Genomic DNA, 17,006 nt, shown 5'->3' with positions numbered 1-17,006 from the left:
AATGCTTTATATGCTGGGCTTATTTATCTACAAATTGCAAATCTTCTCTTGATAAATTAGTATCTAATGAGTAATCTAAAAGATATGCTTATTTAATTGAACGGTGACAGGAAAAATAAGAAAATACTGAGGGATGATTTATGATTGCAGCAATTAAACGCGGTTTTAATAATGGAATTAAAACAACCTATGAACTGGCAAAGATTGTAATACCAGTCTATTTTATTATTACTTTTCTTACTCATACCAGTTTATTGGAGGGGATTTCTCGTTTTATGTCTCCGGTAATGAAACTGGTGGGACTGCCGGGAAAAGCAGCTTTACCTGTAGTTTTAGGTTTTTTTGTAAATATATATGCGGCTATAGGAGCCATACTTCCTTTAAATATGAGCATTAAGGAGATAACGATCATTGCGGCTATACTGCTTTTAGCTCACAGTTTGCCGATGGAAACGGCGATAGCCAGGATGACAGGGGTAAAGACTTCCTTTTTAGTTTTAACCCGTATAATCATGGCTTTTATCATAGGAGCTTTTTTTAATGTAGTCTTGTAAAGAGGTGAGATAGGGTTGACATTTATAGATATTCTAGGTTTTGCTTTGATTGGCAGCCTTAAAAGTGTGGGACAGATTGCACTTATAGTTATACCTTTAATGATATTTATTGAAATTTTTAAAGAACTTAAACTTTTAGATAAAATTACGATCCTTGCTGATCCGGTAACCCGTATTATAGGACTTTCTAAAGAAGCTAACCTGCCTATAATGGCAGGTCTTATCTTTGGTATAAGCTATGGAGGAGGGCTTATTATAAACAGTGCGAAAGAGGGTAGGCTTTCCTATCGCGAAATTTACCTTATAAATCTTTTTCTTGTAATATGTCATTCAGTTTTTGAAGATACATTGCTTTTTGCGGCGATAGGTGCCAAATGGTTGCCTATACTTTTGATTCGATTAGTTCTGGCGGTAATTGTCTGTCATCTGGCTGCCAGGTTTATGCCAGTAGAGAGTTATGCTATCATAAATAGCAAATCATAACTTAATCAAAATTATAAAGGTGGTAAAGTTGAAAATGCTTGAGATACAGGAGAATTTGAATAAACAGCAGAGGCAAGCTGTTATACATAAAGAAGGCCCCTGTATGGTTTTGGCCGGCGCCGGCAGCGGTAAAACAAAGGTTTTAACCTGTCGAATTGCCAATCTTATAGATGAGGGGGTGCATCCCAACTCTATTCTGGCTATAACTTTTACCAACAAAGCAGCAGAAGAAATGCGCACCCGTATTGCCGGAATGATTCCAGATTATACGGGTCAGTGGATTCAGACTTTCCATGCTGCCTGCTATAAAATACTTAAGATGGATATAGAGCCTTTGGGATATAACAAAAACTTTTCCATTATGGATGAAAGTGATGTTAAGTCGCTTTTAAAAGAGATGTTAAAAGCAGAAAAAGATTATGAAACTAAGCCGGAAAATCTGCTTTATCATTTTAAACAGATAAAAAACAAGCTTATAAAACCTGAAGACTATTTTAAAAACCTTTCTTGCCCAGAAGGTGAAAAAGAGAAATATTACCGGCTTTTTAAGCTTTATAACCTGCGTTTAAAAGAGCTTAATGCGTTAGATTTTGATGACCTTATTTTTCTGTGCATTCGGCTTTTTAGGGAAAATCCGGATGTTTTGGCCAAATACCAGAAATGGTTTAAATATATTATGATTGATGAGTACCAGGATACCAACTACGCACAGTATATATGGGCTAATCTTTTAGCCTCCGAACACCGCAATATATTTGTGGTGGGTGATCCGGATCAGTCAATTTACAGCTGGAGAGGGGCAGAGCCTTATAATATAAAGAGGTTTTTAAAAGATTATCCGGAAGCAGTTATGATAAAGCTGGAGCAAAATTACCGGTCTACCCGCTACATATTGGAAGCGGCCAATGCTGTAATACGACATAATGAAGACAGAGAAGAAAAGAACCTTTATACCACCAGAAAAGAAGGAGAAAAGATTATTCATTTTTGTGCCCGGGACAGTTTTCAGGAAGCCAGATTTATTGCTGATACTATTGCTGAACTGGCTGCAAAAGAGAACAGAAAATACAGTGATTTTGCCATTTTATACCGGACTCATGCCCAGTCGCGCGCGTTGGAAGAGGCATTACTGGCGAAGTATATACCTTATCATATTGTAGGGGCATATAAATTTTATCAGCGTAAAGAAATAAAAGATATAATCGCTTATCTTAAACTGGCCTGCAACCCTAATGATATATTAAGCTTCCGCCGGATAATAAATGTGCCCCGCCGCGGAATTGGCGAAAAAACTTTGAACAAAATCGAAAGATATGCTATGGAAAAAAACTTGCCGGTTTTGGAAGCTTTGGCCGACTGTAGTGCTGTTCCTGGCATTAGCCAAAAAATGGTTGGGGTTTTAGAAGAGTTTTTCGGTATGGTAAAATTTTTTGCCGGGCTTAATGAGTCAGGAGCTTCGATTACTGAAATACTGGATAATGTTATGGAGATGACCGGATATGTCGAAGATCTGCGCCATAATGATCCTAAAGGGGCTGAAGTCAGGATTGATAACTTGAAAGAATTAAGGTCTTTGGCAGTTGAATTTGAGAGGGAAGAAGGCGGAAGGTTAGAGGAATTTTTGGCGAAAATTGCTTTGGTTCAGGATGCAGATGAAATGGACTACAAGGATGCGGTTTTTCTTATGACCTATCATGGGGCTAAAGGACTTGAGTTTCCGGTAGTGTTTATGACCGGAATGGAAGAGGGCGTTTTTCCTTCTTACCGCTGTGAGACTCCGGAAGAGATGGAAGAAGAGAGAAGAATCTGCTATGTTGGAATAACCAGGGCGATGGAAAAACTTTATCTTACCAATGCCGTAACCCGTCTTCTCTACGGGTATGAACGGAGCAATCCGCCTTCCCGGTTTTTAAAAGAGATTCCTCCTGAACTTATTTGTACCCCTGAGGAAAGAAGAGCTTTTATGAATTCGAAGCTTGCTGAAGGAGACAAAGTGCGCCACAGTAAGTTTGGGATTGGAGTTGTTACAGGATTTATGGATGATGGACAGATAGGGATTATTGACTTTGCCCATGTCGGGACTAAAATGCTGCGTTTGGATATCGCGCCTCTGGAGAAAATAGGTTAACAAAACAAAGGAGGCAGAAAGCGTGGACTTAAAGGAATATATTGAAAAACTCAGGGAAGAAATACGCAGACATGACCATCACTATTATGTATTAGATAATCCCCTTATAAGTGATGCTGAATATGACAGGTTAATGAAGGAACTTAAAGAACTGGAAGAAAAACACCCTGAACTTATAACCCCGGATTCCCCCACCCAGCGGGTAGGAGGCAAACCTTTAGAAAAATTTGGGACTTATCAGCACAGGGTCCCCCTTTTAAGCCTTGATAATGTTTTTTCTTTAGAGGAGCTCAGAGAGTTTGACCGAAGGATAAAAAAAGAAGCCCCAAATCCTTCTTATGTAGCAGAATTGAAAATTGACGGCCTTTCTATTGCCCTTATCTATGAAGATGGAATATTAAAAACAGCTGCTACCAGAGGGGATGGAATCACCGGTGAAGATGTTACCTCTAATGTCAAGACAATAAAAGCAATTCCTTTAAGGCTTAAAGATAAAATAAAAAACCTTCAGGTGCGGGGAGAAATATATATGCCTAAAGAGGCTTTCCTGCGTCTAAATCAGGAACAGGAAGAAAAAGGAGGAAAAACTTTTGCCAATCCCCGCAATGCAGCAGCCGGTTCCTTAAGACAGCTTGACCCCAGGATAACCGCTGGGCGCAATCTTTCTGCATTTATATATGATATTTTGTACATCGAAGGAGAAGAGATTAAAACCCAGGAAGAAGCCTTGAATTTTTTGAAGGAACAAGGCTTCCCGGTTAATCCCCATTACCGGTTTTGTCAGGATATAGATGAAGTATATGAGTATTGTAGGGAATACGGTGAGAAGAGGCATGAACTGCCTTATGAAATAGATGGAGTAGTAGTGAAGCTTAACCCTTTTGCTCCCCGGGAGGTTTTAGGCTATACTGCAAAGAGCCCACGCTGGGCGATAGCCTTTAAATTCCCGGCTGAACAAAAAGAAACGATTCTGAAAGATGTGGAAATAAATGTAGGGCGAACCGGTATTATTACTCCTACTGCCATATTAGAACCGGTAAGCCTTGCTGGCACTACGGTAAGCCGGGCTAGTCTTCACAATTTTGATTTAGTAAAAGAAAAAGATATAAGAATTGGGGATACTGTTTTAGTTCACAAGGCAGGTGATATAATTCCGGAGATAATTGCTTCCCTGCCGGAGAAAAGAACCGGAAAGGAAAAAAAGATAGAAGCTCCGGAATATTGTCCAGTATGTGGAAGCAAAGCAGTCCAATATCCTGATGAAGTAGCAATACGCTGTGATAACATAAACTGTCCGGCACGATTGAAAGAAAGCCTTATATTCTTTGCTTCCCGCGATGCTATGGATATAGAAGGTATGGGGCCGGCAGTGGTTGAACAGCTGGTGGATAAAGGTCTGGTAAAAAGCATAGATGACATTTACCGCCTTAAAGCAGAAGAATTAGAAAAATTAGAGCGTATGGGTCCAAAGTCGGCATCTAACCTTATAAAAGCCATTGAAGACAGCAAAAAGAGGCCTTTACACCATTTGATTACCGCTTTAGGTATACGGCATATAGGTGCAAAAACGGCTAAAACCCTTACCCGCTATATAAAAAGCATAGATGAATTTAAAAAGGTTACTACTGATGAGCTTAAACAGATCCCGGAAGTCGGGGATAAAATGGCGGAAAGCATAATTTTGTTCTTTAGCGAGCCGCGAAATATTGCTATGATTGAAAACCTAAAGGCATTAGGGGTCAACATGGTGGAGGAAGAGGAAATAGGCGAGGGTCAGGCTTTAGCCGGAAAGACGATAGTCTTGACTGGAACTTTAAAGAGTCTTACCCGCAAAGAAGCTGAAGAGTTTATTGAAAAACAGGGAGGAAAGACGAGTAGTAGTGTAAGTAAAAAGACTGATTTTGTAGTGGTTGGAGAAAATCCGGGCAGCAAATATGAAAAAGCGCGGGAACTTGGAATTGCTATTTTAACTGAGGCAGAATTTTTAGAGATTGTAAATCAGAGATAAAAATTATCCAGGAAAGTAGGGTTTGTTTTGACAGGAACTTTAATCAATGCAGGAGCGATTGTAATAGCGGGGATTATTGGATTATTCCTTAAAAAAGGAATACCGGATAATATAAGTAGAACCATACAGGATGGTTTAGGGGTTTTGGTAATAATTATAGGGATTCAGTGTGCCTTGCAGGGTGAAAATTATGCCCTTATAGGTGTGAGCCTTGCTTTAGGAGCTGTAATTGGAGAATGGAGAAGGTGGGATGAAAGGCTTAACGAACTGGGAAGAAAATTTGAAAAACGCCTGATGGGAGAAAGCGAGAGCCAGTTTGTCAAAGGCTTTGTATCGGCAACCCTTCTCTTCTGTATTGGAGCTATGGCTATAATCGGGGCTTTAGAAGACGGGCTCAACGGAAACTATCAGATACTCCTCGTCAAATCCATGCTTGACGGCATATTTTCTCTAATATTTGCTGCCAGCATGGGCCTAGGTGTGATCTTTTCCGCTATTCCTGTTCTTATATATCAGGGAGGCATAAGCTTAGCTGCCGGCTTGATAAAACCTTTACTTAATGATGCCATTTTGAACAACATTACCGCAGTAGGCGGAGTTTTAATCGCGGTTTTAGGCATAAACCTTACTGGGCTGAAGGAAATCAAGGTGGCCAATCTATTGCCGGCAGTGTTCCTGGTGCCTATTTTTATGTTGATTTTAGGCTGGGTAGGGATGCGGATTTAGAAACTGGTAAAAAAATTTAAACCGTAAAGAAAGCGGCATTTGCCGCTTTCTTTAGAAAATAAGTAAGGAGCCATTTCCGTAATAATCTTTACTTAACTTAATTAACATCCGTTTTAGAAAGGATTTCATCCATATCTATTGCTGAACTGAGATCTGGAAGTGTAAAAGGTTTATCAAAGTCTGACATCTTGATATTATACTCTATGCTTGCGTTCATTTTGATGTTCTCAGCAGATTTATCCGTAGGCTCAGAGTTTTTAAGGTTTAAACGCATATCTGTTTTCATTTCTATCATTTCACTCAGCAAACTTTGTTTATTGATATAAGTTTTATAGTAATAAATATTAAAGTCGGTTTTGTTCATTAGCTGGTTAACATCTACCCCAGGCATACCAGGAGCCAACTGCTCTAACATTTTTTGATATTCTTGTGCAAATTTTGCTTTATCAAGGGTGCTGATAATAACCCAGTATTCTTTGCCACCAATTGTTATGTCATTGCCAAAAGTTGAATTTATTCCAAAATCCTTCATCATTTTAAGCATTGTAGCCGGATCCTGAGTATTATATTGTTCAATAAGTTCCTTAAAATTAAATTCACTTAGATCCATTCTGCCCCATCCCTGGTTGGGTAATTTGGTATAATATACGTCCTCTTTCAATACACTTTCCGCAGTCATATCCTGTAATTCTGCCGGAATTCCCTGCCCCGACATGGAGATTTTTTGTTTTGTATATATAACCAGAGGTTCTTTTTGATAAAAAGATTCTGCTTTTATGTTCATGCCTATATTCACAGAAGCTGTTTCTTCTCCGGTGACCAACATTTCCATATCCGTTTTTATATCGCCGGACATCTTATAGGTGTTAAACTGCATCAGTTTTTCAGATGATTTAACCAGAAGTTCATCTGCCGACATTCCGTTTCTGGTTTCTTTATAAGCTACAGTTACGGTTTTTTTTGTTTGATCCCAGCCTATTTGAGCTCCCAGATTTTCCAGTGTAAAGCGTAGAGGAACCATTATCTCTCCATCTTTTATAAACGGAGCAGCCGGCATTTTTATCTCATTATCATTCAAATAGGCTGAATTTTGCGGAACCTGCAGTTTAAGAACATTTTGATTCTTAACTATGGTCAATGAATTACCCTTGGCTTCAATATCAGCCCCTATAATTTTTTCAATGCTGGCCAGATCAACATATGTGATACCATTTTCCAGCACAGGAGCTACTTCAGGGGTATACACAGATCCATTTATTTCAATGGTAATTCCTCCCCCGACAGCTAAAACTGGAGCAGTAAACAGCAGAAGCACAAACATAACAGATAGCAAAATAACTCGCTGCTTCATCCAGCAGACCTCCCCTTTTTCAAATTATGTAATACAATATATAAATATATATAAATCCTGCTTTAATTGTATCACTCAACCATTATTTTACAATACCTAATATTTTATTTATAAAAAACTATTAAGATTATCTTTTAAAGCTTCTTGTTTTTTGTGGCTTATTATATTTATTTATATTTTATTCTCACTTCGATTTAAAGTTCGCAAAAGCAATATTTTTCTGTGATTTCTGATAATTAAAGGTATTGGAAAAAGCCTCTGTTTTAAAGGAAATATCCCATAGCGGCAGTCCTGCTCTTCGAAAAAAAACGGCCAGTTTTATCAGAGTTGAATAAATGAAAAGGATTTTTTTGCCAAATGGTATCAAGAATAATTATACATTTGGAGTGGAGGCATATTTTTACAGGATTCTTGAAGGAAAGTAAATATTTTTGTCGAATAAACATAGATAACTGTACCTTTTTCCGTTTTTGATTTTAAGATTTGTTGTTGCCTGAAATATTCGGCCAAGACAGAGGGAGAATCCTTTTTCTGTCTATAGAAAACTGGATTTTCCTGTGCTGATTGATATGAAAATATCTCAGTTATGATAGTTAGGAGAATAATTATGGGAAAATGTTTAATAATTTATTATTCGCAGAGTGGGACAACTGCAAAGGTTGCTGAATATATAACTAAAGGATTACAAAGTGTCGGGTATAATGTTGACTTATACAATATTATGCATGCAAAGCCTCGCAATATTTGTCAGTATGATCTTATTGGTATTGGCTCGCCTGTTTATTTCTTTAATCCTGTTAGAGAAATAAGAAAGTATATTAGTCAATGTAAAGAACTTAGCGGCAAACCGGTTTTTATTTTTGTAGCCTATGGGACTAACAAGGGAAAATCTATAGATATACTTCAAAGATTGGTTACATCTAAAGGAGCAAAGTATGTAGGCTCGATTTCTTGCCAAAATGCAAATTTTATTATTGGTTGCCCCTCACGGAAAGAAGGATACTTATCGCTTGATCATATTAGTAAGGAAGAACTAAAACAAGCTGAGGAATTTGGAGCCAGGTTGGGAATGGAATTAATTAGATAGTGTTTGCTGAATGTGTAGAAATAATATATGAGAGTTTGTTATTTTTATCTACCGGCAATTGCTTCTAGTAATTATATTTTTCACTCAAATAAATTATATTTATCGTTAATAAAACATTACAGATAATTACCTGATATTTCTTATATGGTAAACTTATAATTAGTTAGTATTAATTAATACAATTATTGGAGGTAAAAGATGGACAGATTGATAGCTAAGGCAGATATTGACTTTAGGGATAAGTTAAGTGCTTCAGTCAAGTGCAGTATTTCAAAAGGTTATGAGCGTAATAGTTTATTGTTATTTTCTCAACTTTTCGTTACATATTATACTAAAATGATTTTTAACCTGGGTAATGCTCAACAGTTGGTACAAAATCTGAGGAGTGTGGTCAATGTTAGTGTAAACAACCTGGATAAATCGGTATTTAATTATTTTGAGTCGGATTTTATGCTGATTGATAAACCTGTTTTGAATCCAATAAAAACATATTCAGGAGAATTGATCGAAGACAGTAATGGCTGTCCGATAATTATAACATCTAATTCAATGGGAGATGAAGACCATTTTGCTCCACTGTCAGTACTTATGTTGCTTGAGTTCCTGCGAAAAATGGAATCTAATGAACTAAATGAAATGTTAGCTAATGGGGTATATGGAGCTGAGGAAGTTTATATGACTGGGGATTTTTCTTCTTTGCAATCATTGCATGAAGCAACAAAAAGGGCTTTGCAATATCTGGAATTACCTGCTGAAAAAATTAATGAACTTAAAGCGGAAAAGGAAGAAAACAACAATAAGCAGGTAAAAATACCTTTCGGACTAAATAGTGTCTTGATGCATTTTCGTAAAGTAGCCGATAGTTTCCCAGAAAACGACTTTTTCAGGGACTTTTTTCGTGCTTTGGAATATGGCTGTTTTACAGCGTTTACAATTATATCGGAATTGAATGAAGAATTCAATGGTAATCAGATTGATTTTACCCCTTTGCAAAATATGAATGTAGAAGAGGCAGTTGAATTTTGCAAATTATGCAGCAGCTTTTTCTTATACAAACTTCTCCAAAATGAGGATAATATTAAATTTTTGGCTGATTTGAAAATTTCTGTTGAAAGAATGGAAAACTACGTGCATAGAAGCCTTGGTTTTTCCCGACAAGATGTAAGAAGATATCAAAGACATAAGGAAATGTTTTCTGAAGAACCTCAAGAATATACTTTAGAGTTATATGATGATTTGAACAGCTTGGTATTGGAACGTACAGCGGATAATAGGTTGATGGAGGCTTCGTTGTTATCTCAAATGTTATCATTTGCTTATACCAAAGGATTTATGAATTATTTTAATATGTAGAGAAATAATTTAGGAATGATTGCTCAACATCTATACTTTTTTGCAAATTATTGATAAACACATAAGGGAATATAAAAATATTGTGAGGTGGTTAGCTTTATCTCGTAATATACATGTTTCTCCAGGATTAAACATAACAGCCAAAGTGAAATAAGGTTTTTTATAGATTGATATTCTGTCTGTCAGTATTTATTCTTTGTAGATACCATGAACAGATAAAACAAATCAATATGGCCAGAAACAGACGAGCTATTTGAATATGAATCACTTTGGCACCTATAGCTAACCAAATAAGTGTATCTTCTACTAAAGAGTGACATATTACCAAAAATAAGTTTATAAGGTAGATTTCTTCCGGTTTCAGTTTTCCCTGCTGAGCAGAGTCAATAATAATAGCTCCACCATAGCCTATACCCAGCAGGAGTCCGGCAAGAATAGACAAATTGCCATTCCTGGATATTCCTGCTAATTTTGTTATAGGTGTTATGAACGCGGTAAGTTTATTCAAGATATTATAGGTTTGCAGGAATTCTATCAGTATCATTATGCCGATTATTATCAATGACAATTGGATAACAAGAGTAATACTACCTTTTACTACTTCTAATATTATATTTATTGGTTGCAAAGTGCTCCTCCTACATTATCAAATTTATAACTGCTCCCACCACAAAAGCCACAATAATTCTTATGATTATAAGGCTTATAAAAGTGCTGCCGGTTTTCTTGCTTACGGCTGCTTCTATAGGAATATCATGAGCAATAAGCAGGATGGCTGCAATTATGGTGAGCTCTTTAACATCAAACCCTAGCGGAACAACTGCTGCGATACCAGCATAAACACTGACCAAAGCTCCTAGAACGATGGGAACTGTTGCCTCTCCCGGTAACCCTATAAGCTGCATTAGAGGAGTCATGATTTTGGATAACCAGTTGATTACCGGCGTATATGTCAAAAACGACACAATTAGGTATACGGGCAAAACTACTTTGATTACGAGTTCCCAACTAAGATTAAGCCCTTTAGCAATTCCTCTGCGAACAATGTCGTAAATAGTTATATACCTCCTAAAGATTAAACTGTAAATTTTTGAAATGTTAAGCCCTAAATGACATTATACGACAAAACCTTATAAATTAAAAACAGATTATTTTCTATTTATTAAAATTATATTTATAACTTTTGGCTAAAAAGCAAATATTTAGGAATTTTAGTATTTTAGTTACATTAAAAAAAGAGGAGTGCCTGATTATCTGATCAATATATTAATATATGTAATAATGGTAAGGGAGAATATTGAATGTGAAGGGATAAAAGCATGAAAGGAACAATTCCCAAAAGGAGTGGGAAATTCATAATTATTGCAGAAAAGTTGATAAAGAAAGGAATAGAAAAAGGAATATAAGGAGGTGTGCGAAATTGAAGGTAAAGGTAAAGCTTTTTGCGACTTTCCGGAAAGGGCGGTTTAAGGAGGAGGTTTTTGATTATCCGGAAGGAACTAAGGTGAAAGATGTAGTAAAACAGCTTTCCCTTCCGGTAAAAGAACTGGGGATAATTTTTATAAACGGCAAACATGTCTCTTTAGAAGTCGAACTTAAGGAAGGGGATGTGTTGTCTATCTTTCCACTGGTAGGAGGTGGTTAATATCAGGTACATGCGCAATTTTAATGCGATAGACAGGAAGGAACAGGAAGAGCTTAAAAGATCGCATGTTCTGGTAGCAGGTTGTGGAGGACTGGGCGGATATGTCATATCTTACCTGGCAAGGCTTGGAGTAGGCAAAATTACAGCTTTTGACCCGGATGAGTTTGCCGAACACAACCTTAACCGTCAAATTTTTGCCGATATGTCAACTATCAATAAGAGCAAGGTTGAGGTGGTAAAAGAGGCTTTGTCTCTTATTAATCCGGAAGTAGAGTTTAAAGGCATAAAGGCGAGGTTTGAAGAAGGTTTTGAAGAGATGTGGGAGAGCGACATAAAGGTAGTAGTAGATGCCCTGGACAGTATTCCTTCTCGTCTGGAACTTGCCGGAATATGTCGGGAAAAGAAGGTTCCTTTAGTTTACGGTATGGTAGGGGGATGGTACGGAGAAGTAGGAACCCAGTTTCCCGGGGATGAAACTTTGGAAAATCTCTGCCGGATGGGCATTAAAGGGCAGGGGATTGAAAAAGAGGAAGGAGTTCTGTCTTTTGTGGTGGGTGGAACAGCTGCTTTGCAGGCGGCAGAGGCGGTCAAGGTTATTTTAGGGCGCGGAGAAATCCTGCACGGGAAAGTTCTGTTTTTTGATTTTTTGGAAATGGAAAGTGAAGTTTTAGAATTAGCCTGAGAGATGTGTAACAATATGTTAAAGCAATGTTAATATAATGCCACTAAAGTTACATATATGTTACACTTATGAAACATAACTGAAAAAGGCAAAAGCTTATAAAGCATCATCTGACGCTGTTTTTTTATTTTCTTAATTCTGGCATAAATTTTGCAATATCTGAATAACAGATTAGCTAGACAGGTTTTTGAGCAGTCCTTGATTTTTTGAAAATATTCAGGACTGTGAAAATAAAGAGAAAGGGAGGGAGTAAACTGGTTTGCCTAAGGGCGGGCCAGGAAAAGGTATGGGAAATGTTATTTATGTTCAGCCTGAGAAATGTACCGGCTGTCGCACCTGTGAGCTTACCTGTTCGTTTATGCATACAGGGGAGTTTGACCCGACACGATCCAGAATAGCAGTAGTAGGCTTTGAAAAGACTGGTTTCTTTTTCCCCGCAGTATGCCAGCAGTGCGATCCGGCACCGTGTATGGAGGTATGTCCGGTAGGGGCTATATCCCGCAGTGAAGCTACCGGTGCCATGGAAGTTAACCATGAAGTATGCATACGCTGCAAGATGTGTATGATTGCCTGTCCTTTCGGAGCTACTTTTTATGATGCCAAAGACAACCAGATCATAAAATGTGATCTCTGCGGAGGAGATCCAGAATGTGTAAAGAATTGCGGTTCGAAAGCATTGACTTTTAGTAAATCCAGTCCGGCAGTAAGCTTGAAGAGGCGGGCAGCAGCGGCTAAGATTAAAGAAGTTTTAGAGGAGGTAAGGTAAAGATGTACGGATGGATGGGAAAAGTCTTACGGGTTGACCTTACTGCAGGAACTGTCAGGCTTGAAGAAATTGATGAAGAGCTGCTGCATGGCTACATAGGCGCCAGGGGATTAGGCACTAAGATATTCTGCGACGAGGTAGATCCCAAAGTGGATCCTTTAAGTGAAGAAAATAAGATTATATTTATGACTGGGCCTCTTACCGGGACTTTAGCCAGCTCGGCCGGCCGCTATAATGTTGTTACTAAAGGGGTTTTGAACGGAACTATTGCGGCTTCTAACTCAGGCGGCAGTTTTGGTCCGGAACTGAAATATGCAGGTTATGATGGAGTCATTATTGAAGGCAAGGCAAAAGAGCCGGTATATCTCTGGATAAATGATGATAAGGTCGAATTGAGAAGCGCATCTCACATCTGGGGAACCGATGTGGTTACAACTACTGATACTATTAAAGCAGAAACAGATGAAGAGGCTAAAGTAGCATGTATTGGACCGGCTGGAGAAAATTTGGTTAAGTTTGCCTGCATTATGAACGAATACAACCGGGCAGCGGGACGTTCAGGCGTAGGTGCGGTAATGGGCTCTAAAAACCTTAAAGCAATAGCAGTCAGGGGAACGGGCGGAATTAAAGTGGCTGACCGTGAAGGCTTTAAGGCTGCAGTTTTAGATGCCAGAAAGAAGCTTAAAGAACATCCGGTAACCAGTTCAGGTCTTCCTTCCTATGGAACCAATGTTTTGATAAACATCTTGAATGAGCATGGAGGACTGCCGGTTAAAAACTTCAGCGAAGCTGCGGTATTCCCGAATGCCGAAAAGATTTCCGGGGAATATCAGGCTGAAAAATACCTGGTGCGAAATAAAGGCTGTTTTGGCTGTTCAATTGCCTGCGGAAGGGTTACCCGCATAAAAGAAGGCAAGTTCAGGAGCTTGGGAGAAGGTCCGGAATACGAAGCTACCTGGGCTTTTGGCTCTAATCTGGGAATAGATAATTTTGAAGCGATAAGTAAGGCTAATTTCCTTTGCAACGAGTTGGGACTTGACCCTATAACTATGGGCGGAACCTTGGCCTGTGCGGTAGAAATGGTGCAAAAGGGGATAATCCCCAGGGATAAGATTAACCTTGACTGGGGCGATGGCGAAATGCTGGTAGAGATGGTTCGAAAGACTGCTTACCGGGAAGGTTTTGGGGACGAATTGGCGGAAGGTTCTTATAGGTTAGCTGAAAGCTATGGGCATCCTGAGTTTTCAATGACTGTTAAAAAACAGGAACTGCCTGCTTATGATCCAAGGGGACAACAGGGAATAGGTCTTGAATATGCTACATCAAACCGGGGAGGCTGTCATGTAAGAGGATATATGACTTCTCCTGAAGTTTTAGGCGTTCCGGTTAAGGTTGACCCTGATACGGTAGAAGGAAAACCTGAACTTTTAAAGACATTCCAGGATTTAACGGCTCTCCTCGATTCTTCCGGTATATGCCTTTTTGTAACTTTTGCTCTGGGACTTCCAGAACTTGCTGAACAGCTTAGAACGGCTACCGGATTTAATATCTCAGATGAAGAATATCTTAAAGCAGGGGAGCGCATTTGGAATTTAGAACGTTTGTTTAATCTTAAGGCAGGTTTTTCGGCTAAAGACGATACACTCCCTGAAAGGCTTTTAAAAGAGCCTATGAAAGATGGTCCACATAAAGGGAATGTAGTTAAACTCGATGTTATGCTTCCGCTTTATTATAAAGTGCGCGGATGGGATGAAAACGGTGTTCCGACTGAAGAAAAGCTTAAAGAATTAGACCTAGCTTAATAAATTATAAAATTAAGCCTCTAAGTCAATTAAAGAAGCCTTTCCTTTGCAGTTTTTATAGTTTTGGAAAGGCTTCTTTATTGTGAAACTGAAGATGTGAGGAGGATTTTATATGGTGAAGGTTGCAGATGAAGCAAAGATGCTTGCGGATATAAGGGAGATACTTGATAATTATCCTCCTGAAGAACGCTATATTTTAGCAGTAATGCAGGATATGCAAAAAAGGTTTAACTATCTCCCTAAAGCCGGCCTAAGAATGCTTGCTTTTTATGTAGGGGTTCCTTTAAGCCGCGTTTATGCCATGGCCTCATTTTATAAAGCTTTCAGCTTGACTCCTAAGGGGCAATATGTCTTCAGGGTATGTGACGGAACTGCCTGTCATATTAAAGGATCGGAAACCCTGATAGAGCAGCTTTATAAGTGTTTGGGCATAAGACCGGGCGAAACCACCCCGGATGGTAGATTTTCAATAGAAACAGTAAATTGTCTGGGCGCATGTGCTTTGGCCCCGGTGGTGGTGGTAAATGACAGGGTTTATGCCAAAGTAATGCCGGGTGATGTAGAAAAAATTATCAGGGAGTATGGAGGATATGCCCATGAAGGAAAAAATGAAGATTGAAAGCAGTGTAAATAAAATTATGGTTTGCTGTGGAACCGGCTGCACGGCTAATGGTGCCAGGCAGGTTCTTGCAGCTTTTATGGACAGGCTCAAGGATAATCCGGATTTTGCGGTTGTGCCGGTTTTAAAAGCGACCGGCTGTAATGGCTGGTGCGAAAAAGGGCCAATAGTCAAGATTATGCCGCAGGATATCAGCTATTGTCATGTTAAGGCAGAGGATGTAGATGAAATAATTGAAAAAACCCTTTTAAAGGGAGAACTTGTAAAGCGTCTTCTTTATCGTGATCCGGTAAAGAAGGAGTTTGTAACTTCTATTCATCAGACTGATTTTTACCGCAAACAGCATAAAATTGCTCTGCGCAATATTGGGGAAATTGACCCAGGATCTATTGATGACTATATCGAGCGCGGAGGTTATAAGGCTTTAGAAAAAGTATTGAAAGAAATGACTCCGGATGAGGTAATAGAGGAAATTTTAAAATCAGGTTTGCGCGGAAGAGGGGGAGGAGGTTTCCCAACCGGCCTTAAATGGCAGGCCTGTAAAAACACCCCCCGTTTTCCCAAATATATAATATGTAATGGAGATGAAGGTGATCCGGGGGCTTTCATGGATCGCAGTATTATGGAAGGTGATCCGCATACTATTATCGAAGGTATGCTTATTTGTGCTTATGTGTTAAATGCGGAAAAAGGCTTTATTTATGTCCGGGATGAGTATGACCTGGCGGTTAAATATCTGGGACAGGCAATTTTAGATGCGAGAGAGCGCGGATTTTTAGGGGAAAACATTTTGGGAAGCAATTTATGTTTTGATATTGAACTGGTGAGGGGTGGAGGAGCCTTTGTCTGCGGAGAAGAAACTGCTCTTATCAAGTCTATTGAAGGATATCCAGGGGAACCACACGATAAATATGTCTTTCCTACCGAAAAGGGATTATGGGGACAGCCTACGGTTATCAATAATGTGGAGACCTGGGCTAATATCCCGGTGATTATCCTTCACGGTGCGGAAAAATTTGCTTCTCTGGGGACTGAAGGGAGCCCTGGAACTAAGGTATTTTCGTTGGTAGGAAAAGTGGTTAATACCGGTTTGGTAGAGGTCCCTATGGGAATAACTTTGCGCGAGATTATATATGAAATAGGCGGTGGAGTTCCGGAAGGACGCCAGTTTAAAGCAGTTCAGACCGGAGGGCCATCCGGAGGGTGCATTCCCGCAAGCCATCTTGACCTAAAGGTGGATTTTGATACCTTAACCCGTGAAGGCTCCATGATGGGTTCTGGTGGTATTATTGTTATGGATGATACCACCTGTATGGTGGAAGTTGCCCGCTATTATACAAACTTTTTGGCCGGGGAATCATGTGGTAAATGCACTCCCTGCCGGGAAGGAATAAGGGCACTGGTTGAGATTTTAACCCGGATATGTAAGGGAGAAGGGGAACTTAGTGATTTACAGCTTTTAAGGGATATATCGGAAGTTATGCAGGAAGCTTCCCTTTGTGCTTTGGGAAGAACTGCTCCTAACCCGGTTTTATCGACTTTGCGCTTTTTTGAGGATGAATATATTGCCCATATAGTTGATAAAAGGTGTCCAGCCGGGGTATGTCCTGCTCTCACTACATTTTATATTGACCCTGAACTATGCACTGGATGCACCCTTTGCAAACGCAATTGTCCGGTTGATGCGATTAAAGGTGAAGCTAAAAAGAAGCATGAAATTATAGAGGACAAATGCATCCGCTGTGGCGAATGTTATCGCCGGTGCCGCTTTAAGGCAGTCAAGGTGAGATAGGAGGTGGCAG

At 39.2% G+C, this 17,006-nt stretch carries 16 protein-coding genes; 13 read left to right on the top strand and 3 right to left on the bottom strand.

The window, feature by feature from the left end:
- Nucleotides 1-140: 140 nt before the first annotated feature.
- Genes H0Z36_RS04245 through H0Z36_RS04225 form a run of 5 tightly spaced genes read left to right on the top strand, consistent with a single transcriptional unit; the run spans nucleotide 141 to nucleotide 5,899 of the window.
- Nucleotides 141-554 carry a nucleoside recognition domain-containing protein gene (locus H0Z36_RS04245; RefSeq protein ID WP_296864005.1) on the top strand — a complete coding sequence of 138 codons (414 nt, stop codon included), beginning with the start codon at nucleotides 141-143 and terminating at the stop codon, nucleotides 552-554.
- Nucleotides 555-569: 15 nt separating this feature from the next.
- A complete protein-coding gene (locus H0Z36_RS04240) occupies nucleotides 570-1,037 on the top strand; it encodes a nucleoside recognition domain-containing protein (protein ID WP_296864004.1) in 468 nt (155 codons plus the stop codon).
- A gap of 34 nt (nucleotides 1,038-1,071) precedes the next feature.
- Nucleotides 1,072-3,165 (top strand): UvrD-helicase domain-containing protein, encoded by a 2,094-nt coding sequence (locus H0Z36_RS04235; protein ID WP_296864003.1) that lies wholly within the window; start codon nucleotides 1,072-1,074, stop codon nucleotides 3,163-3,165.
- 22 nt (nucleotides 3,166-3,187) lie between these two features.
- Complete coding sequence (ligA, locus tag H0Z36_RS04230; RefSeq protein ID WP_296864002.1) at nucleotides 3,188-5,173, top strand: NAD-dependent DNA ligase LigA; 1,986 nt, start codon at nucleotides 3,188-3,190, stop codon at nucleotides 5,171-5,173.
- 27 nt (nucleotides 5,174-5,200) lie between these two features.
- Nucleotides 5,201-5,899, top strand: coding sequence for a DUF554 domain-containing protein (locus tag H0Z36_RS04225; RefSeq protein ID WP_296864001.1), 699 nt, complete (start codon nucleotides 5,201-5,203; stop codon nucleotides 5,897-5,899).
- A gap of 97 nt (nucleotides 5,900-5,996) precedes the next feature.
- Here H0Z36_RS04225 and H0Z36_RS04220 read toward each other — a convergent pair whose 3' ends face one another.
- Nucleotides 5,997-7,250 carry a copper amine oxidase N-terminal domain-containing protein gene (locus H0Z36_RS04220; protein WP_296864000.1) on the bottom strand — a complete coding sequence of 418 codons (1,254 nt, stop codon included), beginning with the start codon at nucleotides 7,248-7,250 and terminating at the stop codon, nucleotides 5,997-5,999.
- 607 nt (nucleotides 7,251-7,857) lie between these two features.
- Between H0Z36_RS04220 and H0Z36_RS04215 the strand changes: the two genes are divergently transcribed.
- The gene (locus tag H0Z36_RS04215; RefSeq protein ID WP_296863999.1) at nucleotides 7,858-8,337 is read left to right on the top strand and encodes a flavodoxin domain-containing protein; all 480 of its coding nucleotides are present in this window, start codon (nucleotides 7,858-7,860) and stop codon (nucleotides 8,335-8,337) included.
- Between the two features lie 198 nt (nucleotides 8,338-8,535).
- Nucleotides 8,536-9,690 (top strand): hypothetical protein, encoded by a 1,155-nt coding sequence (locus H0Z36_RS04210; protein ID WP_296863998.1) that lies wholly within the window; start codon nucleotides 8,536-8,538, stop codon nucleotides 9,688-9,690.
- Nucleotides 9,691-9,850: 160 nt separating this feature from the next.
- On the opposite strand, the gene H0Z36_RS04205 is transcribed toward H0Z36_RS04210, so the two are convergent.
- Entirely contained in the window at nucleotides 9,851-10,318 is a 468-nt protein-coding gene (locus H0Z36_RS04205; protein WP_296863997.1) for a nucleoside recognition domain-containing protein, read from the bottom strand.
- A 10-nt stretch (nucleotides 10,319-10,328) separates the two neighbouring features.
- The gene (locus H0Z36_RS04200) at nucleotides 10,329-10,685 is read right to left on the bottom strand and encodes a nucleoside recognition domain-containing protein (RefSeq protein ID WP_296864130.1); all 357 of its coding nucleotides are present in this window, start codon (nucleotides 10,683-10,685) and stop codon (nucleotides 10,329-10,331) included.
- A gap of 425 nt (nucleotides 10,686-11,110) precedes the next feature.
- Between H0Z36_RS04200 and H0Z36_RS04195 the strand changes: the two genes are divergently transcribed.
- The 6 genes from H0Z36_RS04195 to H0Z36_RS04170 all read left to right on the top strand — a co-directional run bounded on the left by H0Z36_RS04195 (nucleotide 11,111) and on the right by H0Z36_RS04170 (nucleotide 16,996).
- The gene (locus tag H0Z36_RS04195; protein ID WP_296863996.1) at nucleotides 11,111-11,335 is read left to right on the top strand and encodes a MoaD/ThiS family protein; all 225 of its coding nucleotides are present in this window, start codon (nucleotides 11,111-11,113) and stop codon (nucleotides 11,333-11,335) included.
- On the top strand, nucleotides 11,328-12,017 hold the full coding sequence (locus tag H0Z36_RS04190) for a HesA/MoeB/ThiF family protein (protein ID WP_296863995.1): 690 nt from the start codon (nucleotides 11,328-11,330) through the stop codon (nucleotides 12,015-12,017). The genes H0Z36_RS04195 and H0Z36_RS04190 overlap by 8 nt, the downstream gene beginning before the upstream one ends.
- A 259-nt stretch (nucleotides 12,018-12,276) precedes the next feature.
- Nucleotides 12,277-12,783, top strand: coding sequence for a 4Fe-4S dicluster domain-containing protein (locus H0Z36_RS04185; RefSeq protein ID WP_296863994.1), 507 nt, complete (start codon nucleotides 12,277-12,279; stop codon nucleotides 12,781-12,783).
- 2 nt (nucleotides 12,784-12,785) lie between these two features.
- Nucleotides 12,786-14,585: an aldehyde ferredoxin oxidoreductase family protein gene (locus H0Z36_RS04180; RefSeq protein WP_296863993.1), complete on the top strand. Its 1,800-nt coding sequence runs from the start codon at nucleotides 12,786-12,788 to the stop codon at nucleotides 14,583-14,585.
- A 112-nt stretch (nucleotides 14,586-14,697) separates the two neighbouring features.
- Nucleotides 14,698-15,204 carry an NAD(P)H-dependent oxidoreductase subunit E gene (locus H0Z36_RS04175; RefSeq protein ID WP_296863992.1) on the top strand — a complete coding sequence of 169 codons (507 nt, stop codon included), beginning with the start codon at nucleotides 14,698-14,700 and terminating at the stop codon, nucleotides 15,202-15,204.
- Nucleotides 15,182-16,996 carry an NADH-ubiquinone oxidoreductase-F iron-sulfur binding region domain-containing protein gene (locus tag H0Z36_RS04170; protein ID WP_296863991.1) on the top strand — a complete coding sequence of 605 codons (1,815 nt, stop codon included), beginning with the start codon at nucleotides 15,182-15,184 and terminating at the stop codon, nucleotides 16,994-16,996. Before H0Z36_RS04175 ends, H0Z36_RS04170 begins: the two co-directional genes overlap by 23 nt.
- The last annotated feature ends 10 nt before the right edge of the window (nucleotides 16,997-17,006 follow it).

Origin of the sequence: Thermosyntropha sp. (assembly GCF_017656155.1) — a bacterium.
Lineage (GTDB): Bacteria > Bacillota > Syntrophomonadia > Syntrophomonadales > Syntrophomonadaceae > Thermosyntropha.
This window is presented reverse-complemented; position numbering and strand designations above follow the sequence as displayed.

Coding starts and splice junctions, on each gene's coding strand:
- H0Z36_RS04245 (WP_296864005.1), top strand. CDS start 141: ATGATTGCAGCAATTAAACGCGGTTTTAATAATGGAATTAAAACAACC.
- H0Z36_RS04235 (WP_296864003.1), top strand. CDS start 1,072: ATGCTTGAGATACAGGAGAATTTGAATAAACAGCAGAGGCAAGCTGTT.
- H0Z36_RS04220 (WP_296864000.1), bottom strand. CDS start 7,250: ATGAAGCAGCGAGTTATTTTGCTATCTGTTATGTTTGTGCTTCTGCTG.
- H0Z36_RS04215 (WP_296863999.1), top strand. CDS start 7,858: ATGGGAAAATGTTTAATAATTTATTATTCGCAGAGTGGGACAACTGCA.
- H0Z36_RS04210 (WP_296863998.1), top strand. CDS start 8,536: ATGGACAGATTGATAGCTAAGGCAGATATTGACTTTAGGGATAAGTTA.
- H0Z36_RS04180 (WP_296863993.1), top strand. CDS start 12,786: ATGTACGGATGGATGGGAAAAGTCTTACGGGTTGACCTTACTGCAGGA.
- H0Z36_RS04175 (WP_296863992.1), top strand. CDS start 14,698: ATGGTGAAGGTTGCAGATGAAGCAAAGATGCTTGCGGATATAAGGGAG.
- H0Z36_RS04170 (WP_296863991.1), top strand. CDS start 15,182: ATGAAGGAAAAAATGAAGATTGAAAGCAGTGTAAATAAAATTATGGTT.